The organism is Streptomyces sp. 2A115 (assembly GCF_052245575.1).
GTDB lineage: Bacteria > Actinomycetota > Actinomycetes > Streptomycetales > Streptomycetaceae > Streptomyces.
Genome location: NZ_JBQQCG010000014.1, coordinates 45,915 through 64,637 on the forward strand (window position 1 = coordinate 45,915; position 18,723 = coordinate 64,637).

The 18,723-nt window shown below is 70.5% G+C and carries 17 protein-coding genes and 1 tRNA gene; 4 read left to right on the forward strand and 14 right to left on the reverse strand.

Annotated elements, in window-relative coordinates; all coding sequences use genetic code 11:
- Nucleotides 1-56 precede the first annotated feature (56 nt).
- The 3 genes from ACTWQR_RS14865 to ACTWQR_RS14875 all read left to right on the forward strand — a co-directional run bounded on the left by ACTWQR_RS14865 (nucleotide 57) and on the right by ACTWQR_RS14875 (nucleotide 1,846).
- The gene (locus ACTWQR_RS14865) at nucleotides 57-992 is read left to right on the forward strand and encodes a glycine betaine ABC transporter substrate-binding protein (RefSeq protein ID WP_443227597.1); all 936 of its coding nucleotides are present in this window, start codon (nucleotides 57-59) and stop codon (nucleotides 990-992) included.
- Between the two features lie 64 nt (nucleotides 993-1,056).
- Entirely contained in the window at nucleotides 1,057-1,641 is a 585-nt protein-coding gene (locus ACTWQR_RS14870; protein WP_443227507.1) for a helix-turn-helix domain-containing protein, read from the forward strand.
- 19 nt (nucleotides 1,642-1,660) lie between these two features.
- Nucleotides 1,661-1,846, forward strand: coding sequence for a hypothetical protein (locus ACTWQR_RS14875; protein WP_443227508.1), 186 nt, complete (start codon nucleotides 1,661-1,663; stop codon nucleotides 1,844-1,846).
- Here ACTWQR_RS14875 and ACTWQR_RS14880 read toward each other — a convergent pair.
- The 6 genes from ACTWQR_RS14880 to ACTWQR_RS14905 all read right to left on the reverse strand — a co-directional run bounded on the left by ACTWQR_RS14880 (nucleotide 1,843) and on the right by ACTWQR_RS14905 (nucleotide 8,119).
- Complete coding sequence (locus ACTWQR_RS14880; protein ID WP_443227598.1) at nucleotides 1,843-2,634, reverse strand: S16 family serine protease; 792 nt, start codon at nucleotides 2,632-2,634, stop codon at nucleotides 1,843-1,845. The two genes, ACTWQR_RS14875 and ACTWQR_RS14880, sit on opposite strands and share 4 nt — an antisense overlap.
- A gap of 296 nt (nucleotides 2,635-2,930) precedes the next feature.
- Nucleotides 2,931-3,572 carry an IclR family transcriptional regulator gene (locus tag ACTWQR_RS14885; RefSeq protein ID WP_443227509.1) on the reverse strand — a complete coding sequence of 214 codons (642 nt, stop codon included), beginning with the start codon at nucleotides 3,570-3,572 and terminating at the stop codon, nucleotides 2,931-2,933.
- A gap of 501 nt (nucleotides 3,573-4,073) precedes the next feature.
- Nucleotides 4,074-5,882: a DEAD/DEAH box helicase gene (locus tag ACTWQR_RS14890; RefSeq protein WP_443227510.1), complete on the reverse strand. Its 1,809-nt coding sequence runs from the start codon at nucleotides 5,880-5,882 to the stop codon at nucleotides 4,074-4,076.
- Between the two features lie 140 nt (nucleotides 5,883-6,022).
- Nucleotides 6,023-6,409, reverse strand: a complete 387-nt coding sequence (locus tag ACTWQR_RS14895; protein ID WP_443227511.1) for a type II toxin-antitoxin system death-on-curing family toxin — start codon at nucleotides 6,407-6,409, stop codon at nucleotides 6,023-6,025.
- The gene (locus tag ACTWQR_RS14900) at nucleotides 6,410-6,607 is read right to left on the reverse strand and encodes an Arc family DNA-binding protein (protein WP_013003224.1); all 198 of its coding nucleotides are present in this window, start codon (nucleotides 6,605-6,607) and stop codon (nucleotides 6,410-6,412) included. It abuts the gene before it with no gap.
- Nucleotides 6,608-6,658: 51 nt separating this feature from the next.
- The gene (locus ACTWQR_RS14905) at nucleotides 6,659-8,119 is read right to left on the reverse strand and encodes an MFS transporter (RefSeq protein WP_443227512.1); all 1,461 of its coding nucleotides are present in this window, start codon (nucleotides 8,117-8,119) and stop codon (nucleotides 6,659-6,661) included.
- Nucleotides 8,120-8,360: 241 nt separating this feature from the next.
- Between ACTWQR_RS14905 and ACTWQR_RS14910 the strand changes: the two genes are divergently transcribed.
- Nucleotides 8,361-8,432 (forward strand) — tRNA-Cys (locus ACTWQR_RS14910).
- 13 nt (nucleotides 8,433-8,445) lie between these two features.
- Here ACTWQR_RS14910 and ACTWQR_RS14915 read toward each other — a convergent pair.
- From ACTWQR_RS14915 to ACTWQR_RS14950, 8 genes are all read right to left on the reverse strand, one after another.
- Complete coding sequence (locus ACTWQR_RS14915) at nucleotides 8,446-9,171, reverse strand: SUKH-4 family immunity protein (protein ID WP_443227513.1); 726 nt, start codon at nucleotides 9,169-9,171, stop codon at nucleotides 8,446-8,448.
- A 468-nt stretch (nucleotides 9,172-9,639) separates the two neighbouring features.
- A complete protein-coding gene (locus ACTWQR_RS14920) occupies nucleotides 9,640-9,765 on the reverse strand; it encodes a hypothetical protein (RefSeq protein ID WP_443227514.1) in 126 nt (41 codons plus the stop codon).
- Between the two features lie 133 nt (nucleotides 9,766-9,898).
- Nucleotides 9,899-12,214, reverse strand: coding sequence for a xanthine dehydrogenase family protein molybdopterin-binding subunit (locus ACTWQR_RS14925; RefSeq protein ID WP_443227515.1), 2,316 nt, complete (start codon nucleotides 12,212-12,214; stop codon nucleotides 9,899-9,901).
- Nucleotides 12,211-13,785, reverse strand: a complete 1,575-nt coding sequence (locus ACTWQR_RS14930) for a 2Fe-2S iron-sulfur cluster-binding protein (RefSeq protein ID WP_443227516.1) — start codon at nucleotides 13,783-13,785, stop codon at nucleotides 12,211-12,213. The genes ACTWQR_RS14925 and ACTWQR_RS14930 overlap by 4 nt, the downstream gene beginning before the upstream one ends.
- Entirely contained in the window at nucleotides 13,782-14,675 is an 894-nt protein-coding gene (locus tag ACTWQR_RS14935) for an FAD binding domain-containing protein (protein ID WP_443227517.1), read from the reverse strand. The genes ACTWQR_RS14930 and ACTWQR_RS14935 overlap by 4 nt, the downstream gene beginning before the upstream one ends.
- Before the next feature lie 280 nt (nucleotides 14,676-14,955).
- The gene (locus tag ACTWQR_RS14940) at nucleotides 14,956-16,662 is read right to left on the reverse strand and encodes a beta-N-acetylhexosaminidase (RefSeq protein WP_443227599.1); all 1,707 of its coding nucleotides are present in this window, start codon (nucleotides 16,660-16,662) and stop codon (nucleotides 14,956-14,958) included.
- Between the two features lie 19 nt (nucleotides 16,663-16,681).
- Nucleotides 16,682-17,506, reverse strand: a complete 825-nt coding sequence (locus ACTWQR_RS14945; RefSeq protein ID WP_443227518.1) for a carbohydrate ABC transporter permease — start codon at nucleotides 17,504-17,506, stop codon at nucleotides 16,682-16,684.
- Between the two features lie 140 nt (nucleotides 17,507-17,646).
- On the reverse strand, nucleotides 17,647-18,543 hold the full coding sequence (locus tag ACTWQR_RS14950) for a carbohydrate ABC transporter permease (protein ID WP_443227600.1): 897 nt from the start codon (nucleotides 18,541-18,543) through the stop codon (nucleotides 17,647-17,649).
- Nucleotides 18,544-18,723: the final 180 nt, after the last annotated feature.

Sequence of the window (18,723 nt, forward strand, 5' to 3'; positions counted from 1 at the left end):
CGCGGCGTACGGGTCTGACACGGCGTACGGGTCTGGTGGCCGCCGGGGCGGTGGTGATGCTGCTGGCGTCTTCGTCCGGGTGTGGGCTGACCAGTGGCTCGCCCATGGTGGACGACGTGGAGCCCGGCTCGATCGGGCAGGGGAAGCCTCTCGAAGGCGCCGACCTCACCGTGACGTCCAAGGAGTTCACCGAGCAGCTGATCCTCGGCGCCGTCATGGGCATCGCCTTCGAGGCGGCCGGCGCCGAGGTCCTCGACCGCACCGGCATCCAGGGCTCCATCGGCGCGCGCGAGGCCGTCAGGGGCGGGGACGCGGACGCCATGTACGAGTACACGGGGACCGCCTGGATCACGTACCAGGGCAACAGCGAGCCCATCCCGGACCCGCGGAAGCAGTGGGAGGCAGTGCGCGCGGCCGACCTGAAGCACGGGCTGACCTGGCTGCCGCCGTCCTCGCTCAACAACACGTACGCGCTGGCCATGAACCAGGCCAACGCCAAGAAGTACGGCACGAAGACCCTCTCCGACGTGGCCGCGCTCTCCAAGTCGGACCCGAACGCGGTCACGGTGTGCGTGGAGAACGAGTTCGCCAACCGGGCGGACGGGTGGCCGGGCATGGAGAAGGCGTACGGCATGAAGCCGGCCGCCGAGAACATCACGCAGATGGACACCGGGATCATCTACACACAGGCGGCGAAGGGGAGCTGTACGTACGGGGAGGTCTTCACCACCGACGGGCGCATCAAGTCGATGAACCTGGCGGTGATGGCGGACGACAGGAAGTTCTTCCCCAACTACAACGCGGCTCCCGAGATCAACAGCAATGCGCTGAAGAAGTACCCGGCGATCGCGGACGTCCTCGACCCGATCACCAAGCGGCTGAACAACGTCGTGGCACAGGAGTTGAACGCGAAGGTCGATGTGGCCGGGGAGGAACCGCACGCGGTGGCGTTGGAGTGGATGGAGGCGGAGGGGTTCGTCAAGGGCGGTTGAGTGGCTCGGGCGACTTACAAAGATTCCGTTGCAACCATTCCTTTGCAACGCTATCTTCGTACGCATGCCGGAACCCACGGAACGCCAGATCCGCCAACTCGACGCCCGCTCGCTGCGCGGCCTCGCACACCCGCTGCGGATGCGACTGCTGGACTCCCTGCGTTACGGCGGACCTGCCACGGCATCCCAACTCGCCGAAAAACTGGGTGAGTCGAGCGGCGCCACCAGCTACCACCTGCGGCAGCTCGCGACGTACGGCTTCGTCGCGGACGCCCCGGAGCGCGGCAAGGGACGGGAGCGGTGGTGGCGGGCGGTCCACCAGGGCCTGCGCATGGACGATGCCCTGCTCGAGGATATGAATCCGGCTGTGCGCGGGGCCGCCGACCTGTACCTGCACGAGGTGGCGACCAAGCACAGCCAGGAGCTGTCGACCTGGATCGGCAACCGTCACACATGGTCCGAGGAATGGGCCCGCAGCGGGGACATGAGCAACATGACCCTGCGGCTCACACCCGACCTCACCCGCGAGCTCGTCGAGAAGATGCACGCCCTCATCGAGACCTACCGCGATCTGCCCGCCGTCGAGGACGCCCCTGAGGCCGAGCAGGTACGCATCCACACGCACGTTCTCCCGATCACCACGGACTGACTCCAGAGAGGCCCAGCCGATGCACCCCGACACCCACCTCGCCCTGCACCACTTACGCGCCGAAGAACTGCGCACCCAGGCCGACACCAACCGCCTCGCCACTGCCTCCCGACGCCGTCACGAACTCCGTATTCGCCTCGGCTGGACCCTCGTGGAGGTCGGCCTGCGCCTCGCCTCAGCACCCCGGCCGGCCGTCGCGCACTAACAGCTCGGAACCGAACCCTCGCCCTTCTCCAGCGCCACCAGCGCGCTCACCGCACCCTTCAGCGTCGTCACCGGAATAAGGCGCAGCCCCTTCGGCAGTTCCGACTCCGCGTCCGAGCACTCCGCCCGCGGGACCAGGAAGACCGTCGCTCCGTCGCGCCGGGCGGCCTGCGTCTTGAGGGCCACGCCACCGACCGCGCCGACCTTCCCGCCGGCGTCGATGGTCCCCGTACCCGCGATGACGCGGCCGCCCGTGAGGTCGCCGCCGCTGCCGTCGCCGTTCAGCTTGTCGACGATGCCGAGGGAGAAGAGGAGCCCGGCGCTGGGGCCGCCGACGTCGGCGAGCTTCAGGGTGACCTTGACGTCGCCGGGGTCCTTGCCGAGGTGGTTCAGGGCCGCTTCGACGGCGGTGTCCTGGGACTTCTTCATCTCTTCGGCGTTGTACTCCTCGATCTCCCGCACGGTGTCGCCGCTCGGGTAGACGGAGTCGCGCGGCATCACGGCCCGGTCCGTACGGAACCAGCTGTCCAGCACGTCTCCCAGGTCCACGTCCGCGTCCGGTCCTGTCGCCACGATGGTCGTCATCCGCAGCTGGCCACGCGTCTCGCGCGCGGTCGCGCCGGTGATCGTGATGACCGGGTCGCCCTGGTTCTCCCCGAGGACGTTCGCCGTCATCCCTGGCTGGGCCACCGAGAAGGGCAGCGGCGCGAACACCGCCGTGGCGAGCAGGGCCACGACGGGGAGGGCGCACACGGCGACGGCCTGTGGGCGCGTGAGACGAGAGAGCAGGCGAGAGGACACAGGTTCAATCTAACGTGACGGCTACTTTCGGCCGAGGGCCGGTCGGCGCACGGTACAGTCGGCCCCCGCCTCAGCCGGAGCCGGAGCCGGAGCCGGAGGCAAGAGTTTGGCCACCCACCCGAAGCGGGGAACACCCGACCCGCCCCGAAAGGGGCGCGGGGAACTGCGCGACCAGCCACAAACCCCCCGCAGCCAACGCACTACCCTCCCCACCGAGGCTCTCGGCACCGAGCAACAGTTCAGGCAAAGCGACCACCAGCCCCGGCCACCCGCCCAGACCAGCGTCAGCGCAACGCGTCGGCCACTTCCTTCGCCGCGTCGACCACCCGCGGCCCCACCCGCTCCGGCACGGCGTCCGCGAGCATCACGACGCCCACGCTGCCCTCGACCCCCGTGACCCCGATCAGCGGCGCGGCCGCCCCGCACGCACCCGCTTCCAACTCACCGTGCGTGAGCGTGTATCCGGGTTCCGGAGCGGACGTGGCACGCGCGGCGAGGATCGCCCTGCCCGCGGCGCCCCGGTCCAGCGAATGCCGGAACCCCGCGCGGTACGCCACGTGGTAGTCCGTCCACGTCGGCTCGACCACGGCGACGGCGAGCGCCTCCGTACCGTCGACCAGCGTGAGATGGGCCGTCGCCCCTATGTCCTCGGCCAGCGACCGCAGCGCGGGCAACGCGGCCTCGCGCACCAGCGGATGCACCTGCCGCCCGAGCCGCAGCACGCCGAGCCCGACGCGGGCGCGGCCGCCCAGGTCACGGCGTACGAGGGCGTGCTGTTCCAGGGTCGCGAGCAACCGGTACACAACGGTCCGGTTCACCCCGAGTTTGTTGGACAGCTCGGTGACGGTCAGCCCGTGGTCCGTGTCGGCGAGCAGTTTGAGGACACGTAGTCCCCGGTCGAGCGTCTGGGAGGTTTCCGCGGTCACGACGCCCACTCCTTAGTGTGAGGTCGACGACCCCCTACGCGGCGGGCGTCACCGGTCCCATCGGCGACGCGCGTCAGAGGCCGCCGGTCGGCAAGCGTCCCGGGCATCCCGGGCGTGCACCGGCTGCGCTCCGCGGCGGCGCTGCCACGGGGCGTGTGCGTAGCGGGACAGTAGCGAGCCGGTTCGCTCAGCGGAAGGCTCCGTCCAGAATCCGGGCATTAGCAGGTACGGACCGCGTTCGCCCGTCCAGGCTTTGCTCCACATTTGCCCTGATACGACCGACGCGCGCCACTCGGCGCGCGCCGCCCCCGCACAGAGCGCACACGCACGCGAGCACCGCTGCCGGGGCAACGACACCGGCACTCTTGTCTCCGTACTCGGCGACGTACAGGCATGACCGCATGTACACGCATCACCGCACGTACACGCATCACCAGACGTGCACAACCACCAGCATGTACACGCACCACGCATACCAGGACATCACCACATGCCCAGGCATCACCGCATGCGCGTGGCCCACTCCTGCACCTTGGCGATCCGCTGCCGCAACTGCCCGGCCGTCGCCTCCGCGCTGGGCGGGCCGCCGCACACACGCCGCAGCTCGGTGTGGATCACACCGTGGGGCTTGCCGCTCTGGTGGACGTACGCGCCGACCATCGTGTTGAGCTGTTTGCGCAGTTCGAGCATCTCCTTGTGCGAGACCACCGGCCGCCGCTCGGCGGGGAGTTCGAGGAGATCGGCCTCCTCGTCCGGCTTCTTGCGACTGTGCGCGATCTGCCGGGCCTGCCGCTTCTGGAGCAGCAGCTGGACCTGGTCGGGTTCGAGGAGCCCGGGGATGCCGAGGTAGTCCTGCTCCTCCGCGCTCCCCGGGTGCGCCTGCATGCCGAACTCGGCGCCGTCGTACAGCACCCGGTCGAAGGTGGCCTCGGACTCCAGCGCCTCGAAGGCGAACTCCTCCTGCTCGCCGGTGTCCTCGTCCTGCTCCTTGTTCGCCTCCTCCATCTCCTTCTCGGAGTCGGCGTACGGGTCCTCCTCGCCCTCCTTCTTGGGCTTGTCGAGGGCGTGGTCCCGCTCGACCTCCATCTCGTTGGCGAAGGTGAGGAGGTCGGGAACGGTCGGGAGGAAGACGGAGGCGGTCTCGCCGCGCCGCCGGGACCGCACGAAGCGCCCGACGGCCTGCGCGAAGAAGAGAGGCGTGGAGATGGTGGTGGCGTACACGCCGACGGCGAGCCGCGGCACGTCCACCCCCTCGGACACCATGCGGACGGCGACCATCCAGCGGTCGTCGCTGTGGCTGAACTCGTCGATCCGGTTGGACGCGCCGGTGTCGTCGGAGAGGACGAGCGTCGCCTTGTTCCCGGTGATCTCGCGGATCAGCTTGGCGTACGCGCGTGCCGAGTCCTGGTCGGAGGCGATGACGAGGGCACCGGCGTCCGGAATACCCTTGCGGACCTCGGTCAGCCGCTGGTCGGCGGCGCGCAGCACGCTCGGCATCCACTCACCGCGCGCGTCGAGGGCGGTACGCCAGGCTTGCGAGATGGCGTCCTTCGTCATCGGCTCACCGAGCCGGGCGGCGATTTCATCTCCCGCCTTCGTACGCCACCGCATGTTGCCGCTGTAGGAGAGGAAGATGACGGGCCGCACGACCCCGTCCCCGAGCGCGCTCCCGTACCCGTAGGTGTAATCGGCGGCCGACCGCCGAATCCCGTCGTTCCCTTCCTCGTACGCGACGAAGGGGATGGGGTTGGTGTCGGACCGGAACGGCGTACCGGTGAGCGCGAGCCGACGGGTGGCGGGCTCGAAGGCTTCGAGGCAGGCCTCGCCCCAGGACTTCGAGTCACCGGCGTGGTGAATCTCATCGAGGATGACGAGGGTCTTGCGCTGCTCGACGCGGTTGCGGTGGAGCATGGGCCGCACGCCCACACCCGCATACGTGACCGCGACCCCCTGGTACTCCTTGCTGAGCGGCCCCGCGCTGTACTCGGGATCCAGCTTGATCCCTATCCGCGCGGCCGCCTCCGCCCACTGCTTCTTCAGATGCTCGGTCGGCGCGACAACGGTCACCTGCTGCACGACATGGTGATGCAGCAGCCACGACGCGAGCGTCAGCGCGAAGGTCGTCTTCCCGGCGCCGGGCGTGGCGACGGCGAGAAAGTCGCGTGGCTGCTCCTGGAGGTACCTCTCCATCGCCCCCTGCTGCCAGGCACGCAGCTTGTTGGCGGTACCCCAGGGGGCGCGGCCCGGGAAGGCGGGTGAGAGGTGATGCGAGGAGGAGGCAGAGGAACCTGTGGCGGCGGTGGTAGTCACGGTCTCCGTGGGGTGGTTGGGCGGCTCGGCTGCGTATGCGGATGGGGGTGCGTATGCGTATGACAACCGGGCCACCCTACCGGCGCCGTGCACGCGTCAACGCTCGGACGATGCCGGGGCGCCCTTGGATGGGATCCAGGTCACATCGCTTCGTGCAGGGCCCTCAAGCGTCGGGCGATCATGCCCACGTCCTCGAGGCTGCCGGCCGCCACCTCGATGACGAGCTTGTACGCCTCCTCCTGGTCGACGTCGAGCATTTCGGTGCCATTGAAGTCGAGGAACACGACCGTACACATCCACGCCATTCGCTTGTTGCCGTCCACCAGGGGGTGGTTCACGGCAAGCGACTGAAGCAGTGCCGCGGCCTTCTCAAAGAGGTCCGTGTACGCCTCGACGCCGAACATCTGCGACTGGGGTCGGTGGACGGCCGAGCTGAGCAGACCCAGGTCCCGTACGGCAACCTGTGTCTGCTCCCCGCACGCCAGCTCCGCCAGGTCCAGGACCTCCTGGACCGTGAGGTACTTCATCTACTCCCCCAGCCTCCGCAGCAGGTCGGCGTGGCCCGCCGCGTACTTGGCCCCCAGACGACGAACCGTCGCCCGGTCCGCCTCCTGCTCCAGATACCGGTCGATCGCCTGAAGCACTATGGCGTGCATGCTGCGCCCCTCCTCCTCGGCACGCAGCTTGAGCGCCTCCTGCTGGTCGTCGCGCAGACGAAGATTCATAGCCATACCGCAACGGTACCGGAAATGGGGCCATCGTGGTACCACTTCGCCTCACTCGGCCCGCACCCGCGTAGTAACCCATGCCCCCACCAACGCCACCCCCGCCATCGGCAGGAACACCGCGACGAAGGCAGCCGGATGACCGCCGGAGGCCTCCGTGGCCGCGTGCGTCACCGTGCCACCGCCCAGCGCCGCGAACGCCGCACCGCCCGCCGCCAGGAGCAGGACGTTGGAGAGGCCGTCGGATATCTGGAGCGCGGCGGAGTTGGAACCGGCCTCCTCGGGAGCGGAGAGGTGCAGCAGCAGAACGCTGGTGGAGGAGATCACCAGCCCCATCCCCAAGCACCCGAACGCCCACGCCACCGCCAGCGTCCACACCGGCACCGCATCGATCAGCACACTCGGCGCGGCGGCGATCGCGGCCGCGACCATCACCATGCCCAGCAGCATCAGTCGATCCCGGTACGGCTCCACCCGGGCCCTGGACTGCACGAACGACCCCAGGGCCCACGTGCCCCCGCCCGCCGCCAGCGATAACCCCGCCAGCGTCGGCGACAGCTCCCGCTCGGTGACCAGCATCAGCGGCACGAAGGACTCCGCCGCGATGAAGGACCCGGCCGCCACCCCGCGCAGCAGCACCACGGCCGGCAGCCCGCGCGCCGCCCGGTACGTCCCGCGCGGCAGCAGCCCGAGCGCCGCCGGGACCAGCAGCGCCGCTCCCGCCACGGCCGGAACGAGGGACAGCCACCGCACGCCTTCACCGGATACAGCCTGCGCGGCGTACTGCAGCAGCCCCGCGCCCGCCGAGATCCCCAGCGCCAGCCGGATGCGGCGCCGGTCGAAGGGCGCGGCGACGGCCCCCTCCGTCGGCCCGGACGCCCGTCGCCGTATCTGCGGCAGCGCGAGCGCCAGCGGAAAGACGACCAGCACTGGTATCCCGAGGAACACCCAGCGCCAGCCGAGGTGTTCGGTCACCGCACCGGAGGCGAGCGGCCCGACCACGGACGGGATCACCCAGCTCGCCGCGAACGCCGCCATGATCGACGCCCGCAACCGCTCCGGATAGGCCCGCCCCACCACCACGTACAACGCGACGATCACCATCCCGCCGCCCAGCCCCTGCACCGCCCGTCCGAGGATGAACAGCCACATCACCCCGGCCGTCCCCGACAGCAGCAGCCCCGCCGCGAACGCCCCGATCCCCGCCGTCAACGACCCCAGCGGCCCTCGCCGGTCCGACCACTGCCCGGCCAGCACCATCCCGAACAGGCTCGTCGTGAAGTACCCCGAGAACGCGAACGCGTACAACGAGATCCCGTCGAGCTCCCGCGCCGCCACCGGCATGGCCGTCCCCACCGCCGTCGCCTCGAAGGCGATCAGCAGCACGACGGAGACGATGCCGATACTCAGCGCCCGATGGGAACGGCTGAGCACGCCGTCACGGCCGACGGCCTCGGCCGGTGCGGTCGGGTTTTCAGCGACGCCGGTGTCGCGCGGTTCCAGGGTGGTCATGGTCGCCAGCGTAAGGGGCACAACTGACACTGGCCCCTGTCCAGAGACGGTGCCCGACCGGGACCTTGGTCGTACGCCCACGCTCCACCCGCCCTCCCACACCGCGTTCATGAACGGTCCCTTCATGAACGCGGTGTGGCAGTCCCATTGCAGCCCCCGCCCATCCCTTGAGCCCTCTCACCACCGCGGCCTACGGTCGACCCATCGAGTTCGGAACAACCGAAGCGAAATCCCCCGACCCGGCTGTGTGCCCGAGTGGTTCAGGGACTCGCCTGCAAAGCGAGTTACGCGGGTTCGATTCCCGCCACAGCCTCAATTCCGCGGTGTCAGCGGCCTCTTGGCACGGGGGCAGCCGACCCTCGTTGGCGCCGCGCCCCCTCGCGGTGCAGCAGCCAGAGCGTGAATCCCAGCATGGATATGTCGGCGTCGAGCGGCCGCAGGGTCGCATCCGGGGCGGACCACGTGTGGATCACACCGGTCGAGCCGTCCACGAGAAGGTCCGTGTCCTCGGCGAAGGGGCCAAGGCGGATCAATCGGTCTGCCCCATCCGGGAGTTCGGGGATTTCCTCGCCCCGCTCCGCCGCGTAGTGCTCGGCGAGCGTCGGCAAAGGCACGTCCGTCGCCAACTGGAACATGAAGCCGTCTTCCGGAAGCCCCGTTTCCCGGAGGAAGCGGCGGGTCGGCTCATGCGTGAGCACGGCCGGAAAGTCGACGTCCTCGAAGCGCATGACCCGGCCCGCACCGAACGCCTCATCGAGCACCCGCCCAGGAAGGTCGAGGAGAAGACCCCCACTCGACCCCCCAACCCGCGCAAGCTGCTGGACCATCGCGGCCATCCGCCAGTACACCGGCACGTCGCCCCGAACACCCCCGCCCTCGCCCCCGCCTCCCTGAACGAGCGCGAGCAACCGCGCTGACGCCTCCGCCGCGCCGCCCACCACCGACTGCCCGGGCCCCGCCCACCAAGGCCACGTACCCGTATGCCTGGCATACGGACCCAGCTCGCCATCGACCGACGTGACCACCGCCGCGCCGCTCCCAACTGTGCTCATGATTCCCCCGTGCTGTGATCGCATACTGCTTCCCCCGACAAGGAACAGCCACCGCCCCGCAGCCGTCCCCCACTGCTGACAAACCCTACGCCGCCCCACTGACAACGCCCGAAATCCCAAGCCCCACAAGGCTTCGGGCCCCGGGCCCGAACGTCAGCCGCCGGCCAACGCCAGGACCGCTCGTCGGTCTCGCAGGGCGACGCGGCCAGGGTCTGTGTGGGGTTGTGATCTGGATCAGGGAGCGGGGCGTGGTGCGTGCGCTCGCAAGGCGCCGGAAGGCCCTCGTAGCGGAGCTACTTGGGCATTTCGGCAACGCGGCGAGCGTGCGTGCCACGCCCCACGAGCCCAGATCACAACCCCACACACAGGCCCAAGAGGGTGGGTGCCATTTCCCACGGGCCGGTGGGGGCTTGGCGCGCAGTTCCCCGCGCCCCTGACGGAACCGGCGCGGCAGTCGGCTACGTCCCTTCAGCCGCCCCGCGCCGAATCCCGCCCGGCGAGAACCGCATCCACCGTCTGCGCCACCCTCAGCTCGGACGTGTCCAGCAACAACCCGACCCGCGGAGTCTCCTCCCGCAGGCCCCGGTCCGGCACGTCAACCGTCCATGCCCTCGCCCTGTACCCGCTGCTCGCCCGCCCCGCCTCACGCACCGCGACGACCTCGGCCCGCGATCCCGCGGCCCCTTCACTACATGGCCGTCACTGCATGGCGGTCACTGCGTGGCGGTCACTGCGTCGCCGTCACCACGGCCGCCTGAGGCCGTATCGGCAGCCGGTTCACCGGCCGCCCGGTAGCCGCCCGCACCGCGGACGCGACCGCGGCCGGAGAGGTGACCACCGGCACCGCGCTGACCGCCTTCGCCCCGAAGGGCGCGACCACGTCACGCTCCTCGACGAGCTTGACGATGCGGATGTCGGGCGCGTCCAGGGAGGTCGGCAACGCGTATCCGGTGAGGTCGGGGTGGCGTACCAGCCCGCGCGCGGTGCGCAGGTTCTCCGTGAGCGCGACGCCGACGCCCTGCGTGACTCCGGCCTCGATACGGGCGGTGAGCTGCGCGGGATTCAGTACACGCCCCACGTCCTGGGCGAGCGCCAGTTCCACGACGCGCACCGAACCCAGCTCGATGTCGACGTCCACGACCGCGCGGATCGCGCAGAAGGCGAGGCCCACGAAGGCGTCGCCCTGCCCGGCATCGTCCAGCGGCTCGGTGGGATGCGGGCGGCACTGCGCGGTGGCCCACAGCTCCTTGCCGTCCATCGCCTCCATGACGGTGGTCGACAGCACGCCGTCGTACGAGGTGATCTTGCCGTCGGTGATCTGGAGGAGCTCGGTGGACATCCCGAACTTGTGGGCGAGGGGCTGCAGCAGCTGCGTACGGACCATCTTGGCGGCCCGTTCGACCGCGCCGCCGGACACCCAGGTGTGGCGGCCGCGGCAGCCGGGTCCCGCCGGGGGCTGATCGGTGTCCACGGAGGCGACGTGCACCTCTTCGATGCCGAGCGTCTCCTGAACGATCTGCCGGGCGAGCGTGGTGAAACCCTGCCCGGTCTCCACGGCCGCGCAGAGCACCGTGGCGACACCGTCGTGGACCTTCACGGTGGCCGTCGAGACCTCGTCCGCGCCCTCGGCGCCGAGCATGTGGACCATGCCGAGGGCGTAGCCGACGCCACGCCGTACGGCCCCTGGTTCGCCGGCGCCCTCGGGGCCGCCGGGCAGCAGCCACTCGTCCTCGGGGGTGTCCTTGGGGAGGGCGGGCAGCGGAAAGTCCTGTACGGCCTGCAGCAGTTCCGCCACCGGAGCGGGACACGTCACGGTCTGGCCGGTGGGAAGTACGTCCCCCGTAGCCATGACATTGCGCAGGCGCAGCTCGGCCGGGTCGAGGCCCAGCTTCTTCGCCAGCTTGTCCATCTGGGCCTCGTAGGCGGCGCACACCTGCATGGCGCCTTCGCCGCGTACGTGCCCGGAGGGCGGGTTGTTGGTGCGGACGGCCCAGCCCTCGATGAAGGCGTTGGGGACGACGTACGGGCCGCAGGCGAAGGAGACGGCCGCCGCCAGGGCGTCCGACGACGTGTCGGCGTACGCGCCGGCGTCGAGCAGGATCTGCGCCTCGACCTTCACCAGCTTGCCGTCGGAGTCCGCGTGGTGCCGGTAGCGCAGCAGCGTCGGGTGCCGGTGCGTGTGGCCCAGGAAGGACTCTTCGCGCGTTGCGGTGAGTTTGACCGGACATCCGGTCTTCATGGCGAGCAGGCCGAGAGGGAGCTGAAAGCCGTGGTCCTCACGGTCGGCGGTGGCGCCGGGCACACCGGTGACCACGACCTTCACTCGCTCCGGTTCCAGGCCGTAGCAGGCGGCGACCGTGTCGCGGTCGGCGTGCGGGTCGGTGGACGCCATGTAGAGCTCGACTCCGCCGTCGGGCCGCGGCACGGCGAGGCCGGCCTCCGCGCCGATCGGGGCCGGGTCCTGGCGGCCGATGCGGTAGAGGCCCTCGACGACGATCTCGCCTGTCGCGTCCGGGTCGCCGTGACGCAGCGGGATGTGGCGGATCAGGTTGCCGTCAGGGTGCAGGGGCTCTGCCTCGAAGGCCTGCTCCGGGTCGGTCACCGGGTCGAGTACTTCGTACTCGACGATGACGGCGGCCGCCGCCATGCGCGCCGTGTCCGGATGGTCGGCGGCGACGGCCGCGAGAGGCTCCCCGTGGTGGCGTACGACCTCGGAGGCGAACACGGGCCGCTCGGCCTTGCCGCGGCCGTGCAGCGCGGCGCCCGGCACGTCCTCGTGGGTGATGACGGCCCGTACGCCGGGCATCTCGCGCGCGTGGGTGGTGTCGATGGACACGATGCGCGCGTGCGGATGCGGTGACCTGAGGACGGCCGCCCACAGGAGGCCCTCGGCCCACAGGTCAGCCGCGTACGGGAAGGTGCCCTCGGTCTTGGCGCGGGCCTCCGCGGGCAGCAGGGACACGCCGAGGCCGCGCAACGGCTCGGAAGCGGGCGTGTCGTCCGCGGTGGTCGCTGTGGTGGCGGTGGCGGTCTCGTTGCTCACGCCTGGCCTCCGTCCTGGCCGTACGGCTGCTCATGCCGCTGGGGTGGGTCGAAGGCGGACGGGTTGACGCCGCCCGCTCCGGGGCCCGCCTGATGCGGGATACGGGGCTCGTCGGCGTCCCCGGCGGACTCCGCGGAGGCGTGGGCCTCGCGTTCGGAGACGACCTCACGGACGGCGTCCAGGACGCCGCGGTAGCCGGAGCAGCGGCACAGGTTGCCGCACAGGGCCTGCCGGGTCTCCAGTTCGGTCGGCGCCGGGTTGCCCTCGAGGAGGTCGTGCACGGTCATCGCCATGCCCGGAACGCAGAATCCGCACTGGACGGCGCCGCACTTGGCGAGCGCCCGCTGGACGTCCGAGGACTGCCCGTCGGCGGCGAGCCCCTCGACGGTGCGCACCTCGCTCCCGGCCGCGGTCGCGGCGGGCACCAGGCAGGACGCCACGAGCCGCCCGTCCACCTGCACGTTGCAGGCTCCGCACTCGCCCTGCGAGCAGCCGTCCTTGGCGCCCGCGAGTCCGAGCCGCTCGCGCAGTACGTAGAGCAGGGATTCGCCGATCCAGGCGTCGGACACGGGCCGTTCCACGCCGTTCACCCGCAGGACGTACGCGGCCATGGGGTGGTCGTTGTGCGGGGGTGTGACCGGGGAGTCGTCGGGCGCGGGCTCCTCGCCGGTGTCGTCGTGGGCCTCGGCGGGCTCCTCCGGAGAGCGGTCGTCCAGAGGGACCTCCTCCGGAGAGACCGTTTCGGGCTCGGCGACCGGTTCGTCCACGGGTTCCGGGACCGGGGTGCCGTGACCGGCCGGCGCCTCCACCGGTTCTTCGTACTCCATGGACGCGTGCTCTGCGGATTCGCGCTCTACGGAGACGGCGATTTCGTCGGCGTGCTCTCCGGAGACGGCGATGATCTCGGCGGCTGCGTGCTCGGCGTGGAGCGCGGCCTCGTCGGGGAGCGGCGGCTGGTCGGGAGCCGACTGTTGCGCCCACGGCTCGGAGGCCCAGGGCGCGGCCGCACCGCCCGGCAGGGTGGCCGGAGGCGTCCCCCCGCCCCACTGCTCGACCAGCGCCGACGTGGTGAACTCGCCGGACTCGTCGGGCAGCTCACCGTCGGCGACGGGAATGGACCACTGTCCGGTCACGTCGTGCCCGGGAGCGGCCTGGCCGCCCTGGGAGGGCTCCTCGAAGGCCCACTGGCCGGTGGCCCCCGGGTTGTACATGAAGGCGTCGTGAGCGGGCTGGGCAGGCGGGGCGGGCTGCCTGGGGTCTTCGGGCAGCGCGTTCGGGTCGGGCCACTGCACCGGCGGCGGCTGCCCGCCGTCGGCGACCTCGGGCGGCACGGCCCACGAGCCGGTGGCGACCGGGTCGGTCCCCTCGTTCGTGGTGGGTGCGGCCGTTATGGGCGGCGGCACGTAGCCGTGGCCAGGTGCGGCGAGCGGAGAGTTGGCGAGGAGGGCGTCGATGCCCCCTTCGGGGAGCTTGACGAAGGCGGTGGCGCCGTCGTCGTAGTCACCCTGGGGCAGCGGGTCCCAGCGGCTGCCCGCCTGAGGGGTGCCCTCTCCGTGCTGGTCGTCGGTCACTTCAGTGCCCTCCCCAGTGCTCGTCGGGCCAGTGCGGCGACGGTGCGCCGCAGGTGCAGTACGGCGGGTGGCAGCTGCGGTACGGAGCCGTCCTCGGCGGGCGCCGGGTCGGGGATGCAGGCAGCGGCGACGTACTCCCCGAAGGCGGTGAGCGCCTCGGGGACGATCGCGCGGCCGTTGTCCCAGTCGATCAGCGAGGCGACCCACTGCTCGGCGTCCAGGGGCCGCAGCGGCATCGGCGCTATGGCGCCCACGGCGCACCGCACTCCGCGCCGGGCGGGGTCGAGGACGAGCGCCACGGACGCGATGGCGCGTCCCGGGCCGGTCCGTCCGGTCGCCTTCAGGAAGACCTGCGGTGCGTGCAGCAGCGGCAGGCGTACGTACCCGATGAGTTCGCCGCCGCGCAGCATCTCCATGCCCGCGAGCAGGTGCGAGACGGGGATCTCACGGCGGGCGCCGCCCGGGCCCGCGATGATGAGCGTCGCCTCCAGGGCGGCGAGCACCGGCAGCGCGTCCCCCGTGGGGGCGGCCGAGGCGATGTTGCCCCCCAGGGTGCCCGCGTTGCGGATCTGCGGTGGTCCCGCGGCTCTCGCGGCGGCCGCGAGGGCGGGGATGAGGGCGGCGAAGTCGGGACGTCCCATGCGAGCGTGGGTGAGGCCCGCGCCGAGGAGCGCGTGGCCGTCCTGGTACTGCCAGCCGCGGATCTCGCTGATCCGGCCGAGGCCGACGAGCGCGGCGGGCCGCAGTTGCCCGGAGTTGACAGAGGCCATGAGGTCGGTGCCGCCGGCCACGGGAACGGCGGCCGGCATGGCGGCGAGTGCCGCCACGGCCTCGTCCAGCGAGGAGGGCAGCGTCACGGCCTGCGCCGCCTGCGGTGCGTGCGTGGTCAAAACCGGCTGCCCCTTCCCGCTGCCCCACCTGGTCCCACCTGTGCTGCCGTACGGTACGTGCTGACAGGGCGGACGTGGCAACTCTGGCACATCTTCCCCGCCCCCTGACGCGGGGGTCCGCTAGGAGGCATTCATACCCGCCACCAGCGGATGGTCCGTTTTCGCACCACATCGCCCGTCAGTGTTAATTGACACCCTTCGGTGCCCCTTGAGGGCCTTTCTCCTTGCGGGGCCCACCGTCCCAGGGCAACGGCACGGAAGACACCCTCTGGGAATCACCTCACACGTTTGGGGGCGCCCCCTCGATCGGGCGTCCGAGCACACCTGGTCGCCGCTGCCACGGCAACGGCCCGCTGGGCGGCCGGTAGCCGACTCCCAGGGCGTCAAGTCGCCCGTAGTGGGCGGTCATCCGCCGCTCGAAGTCCGCGAAGTCGCGTTCCGCGGGGGCGGGCAGGGAAGTCCAGGCGACCTCGGCGAAGGCCGCGAGCCGCGGAAACGCCTGGTAGTCCACGCGCGCGTGATCCTCCATCACCTCGGTCCACAGGTTGGCCTGGGTACCCAGGACGTGCCGCGCCTGACCGGAGGTCAACTCCGGCGGTACGGGTTCGAAGCGGTAGACATCCTCCAGGGTGCGTACGTAGCCGATGGGCACCGGCTCGTCCGGGCCGCCGTGCTGACGGTGGTCGAAGTACACCTGCTGCTCGGGGCACATGACGACGTCGTGGCCCGCCCGCGCGGCCGTGATGCCGCCCTGGTAACCGCGCCACGAGGACACGGCGGCGCCCGGCGCCAGGCCGCCCTCCAGGATCTCGTCCCAGCCGATCAGCCGGCGTCCGCGGGCGGTCAGCCAGTCGTCGAAGTGCCGGATGAACCACGACTGCAGCTCGTCCTCGTCCGCGAGCCCCAGCTCCTCGATCCGCGCCTGGGCGGTGGGCGACGCCTTCCACTGCTCCTTGGCGCACTCGTCGCCGCCGATGTGAATGAACGCCGAAAACGCCGAGGACCCGGTGGCGTCCGCGGGGAACAGGTCGAGGACTTCCTCGAAGACCCCCTCGTAGAACCTCAGGGTGTTGTCAGTGGGGGCGAGTACGTTTTTGGAGACGCCCCAGGTGTCCCAGACGGAGAGGGAGGTGGCGCCTTCCATGGACGCTTCGACGGACGTGGCCAGGACGTCGGTGTTGCCGAGTTCCGGATACGAGGCGATGGCGGCCTGCGAGTGGCCCGGGATGTCGATTTCCGGGACGACGGAGATATGCCGCTCGGCGGCGTACGCGACGATCTCGCGGATGTCGTCCTGGGTGTAGAAGCCCCCGTGCGGCTTCTCCTCCCAGAGGGGCGAGGCGCGATGGCCGAATTTCGTGCGCGCCCGCCATGAACCGGTCTCGGTCAGCTTCGGGTAGCGCTTGATCTCGATACGCCAGCCCTGGTCGTCGGTGAGGTGGAAGTGGAAGACGTTCAGCTTGTGCGCGGCCATCAGGTCGAGATAGCGCAGGACGCCGTCCTTGGGCATGAAGTGCCGCGCGACGTCGAGCATGAGACCGCGCCAGCGGAAGCGCGGGGCGTCCTCGATGATCTGGTGAGGGATCGCGTACGTGGCGCCGGGCCGGACGGGAGCGCGTCGGAAGGCTTCGGGGCCGATGAGCTGACGCAGCGTCTGGGCACCCCAGAACACGCCGGCCGCGCTGCCGCCGCTGATCTCGATGCCCCGGTCGGCCACGACGCCGAGTCTGTACGCCTCGGCCTCCAAAGTGTCGTCGAGGCGCAGCCGTACGGAGTTGGCGCCGTCCTCTCCTCCGGGGGGCAACGGCAGCCCCAGCGCCGCACCGAGCGTGGAGCGCAGCCAGCGCTCCGTGCCGGCCGTGCCGGGTGCCGCCCACAGGGAGGTGTCCGTGTCGAGGGTGACGCCGCGCCGCGTTGACCCTTCGAGGGCCATGGGCACTTCGAGTGCGGCGGGCGCCGGGATCAGTGCGGGAGGCGCCGGAGTCATATCCGTATCCGTCATGCCGTCAGTCCTTCACCGCTCCGCCCAGTCCGGAGACCAGCCGTCGCTGTACGAGTACGAAGAAGATCAGTACCGGAATCGTCATCACGGTGGAAGCGGCCATCACACCGCCCCAGTCCGGGTCGTCGGGCTTGTAGAAGACAAGGAGGGCCATCGGCAGGGTGGACTGCGAGGTGTCGCTGATGATGAAGGACTTGGCGAACAGGAAGTCGTTCCAGGCGGAGATGAACGAGAACACGCTGGTGGCGACGAGTCCCGGAAAGACCAGTGGGAAAAGGATCTGCCACAGGAACCGCGACCGGCTGGCCCCGTCGATGTACGCGGCCTCCTCCAGCGCCTCGGGGACGGCCTTCACGAAGCCCCGCAGCATCCAGATCGCGAAGGGCAGCGAGAAGGCGATGTGCGGCAGGATCAGCGCGCCCAGCGTGTTGAGCTGCCCGAGGTCCCGCATCTGGAAGAACAGAGGGATCGTCAGGGCCTCGATGGGCACCATCTGCGCGATCAGGAACATGATCAACAGGGTGGTGCGGAAGCGGAAGCGGAATCGCGTCACGGCGGTCGCCGCGAGAAAGGCGATGATCGCCGAGACGGCGACCACGGTGAGCGCCACGACAAGGCTGTTGAGGAAGTAACGGCCGAATTCCTGCTGCCCGAAGACACGCCGGAAGGAATCCAGGGAGGGTGACAGCGTCCAGGGCCGCGGCTCGGTCGACTCGATCTCTCCGGCGGGCTTGAAGGCGCTCAACGCCATCCAGTAGAGGGGGAATGCGACAATGACCGCGATCAGCAGCGCCGAGGCCTCGGCGGCCAGCCGCCACGGCCGCCGCACGGAACGGCGTACGAAATCCCGTACAAAGCCCGTTGAGTTCCCGGAATTTGCGGGACTTACGGGACTTACGGGCTTCGCCGGACGTACGGACCCGGCTGAACTCGCCGAACCCGCCGACGAACTCGCGGAACTCATGGAACTCACAGCTCCTCCCCCTGCCTCCGCAGCAGGCGCAGATATACGAGGGTGACGGCGAGCAGAATCAGCAGCATCACCACTCCGATCGCCGAGCCGAGGCCGTACTGCGAGGAGGCGAACGCCTTCTGGTACGCGTACACGTTGAGCACGAGGTTCTGTCCGGCGATGCCGCCACCGTTCGTCATGACGTAGATCTGCGTGAAGACCTTGAAGTCCCAGATGACCGACTGGATGGTGACGACCACGAGGATCGGGCGGAGCATCGGCGCGAGCACCGAGCGCCAGATCCGCCACTGCGAGGCGCCGTCCAGGGCGGCCGCCTCCAGCACCTCGCCGGGTACGGCGCGAATTCCCGCGTACACGGTCACCATCACGAACGGGAAGGAGCACCAGACGACTTCGAGCAGTACGAGGGCGAAAGCGCTGTATCGGCCGTACGTCCACGAGTGGTCGCCCAGCCCGAGCACGCGGTTGACGGGCCCGAAGTCGGGGTCGAACAGGAGCAGCCACACCGTCGAGCCGGTGACCGCGGGTGTCGCCCACGCGCCGAGCGCGGCCAGCATCAGGGCGAGTCGCGGCACGGCACGGACACGTGTCAGAAGCACGGCGAGTGCGCAGCCCACCGCGAGCGTCGCCCCGACACACGCCGCGGCGAACACCACCGTGGCGAGGAGCACCTGCCAGAACTGCTCGTCCCCGAAGAGCGTCGCGTAGTTCCCGAACCCCTGAAAGCTCGTCGGCTGCCCACCACTGACCTGTGCCTGCGTGTACTCCAGGAACGAGATCAGCCCGAGCTGGTAGACCGGATAGACGAGCAGTCCACCGACCACGACGAGGGCGGGCGCGAGGTAGAGCCAGGGCGTCCAACCACCACGCGCGAGCGGCGACTTACGGACCACCGCCCCGCCGCCCCGTCTCCGGGGCGCCCGGCGGCCGGCTCCGGGCGACGGGCCCTTCACCGGCTCGGAGCCCGCCGCCCGACGTGCCGCGACCGACGCCTCTGCCCTGGACGCAGTCACTCCGACCTCCCCAAGCCGAACCGCGGCCGCCTCTCCAAGCTCGGCCGGCTCTGTCTCCGC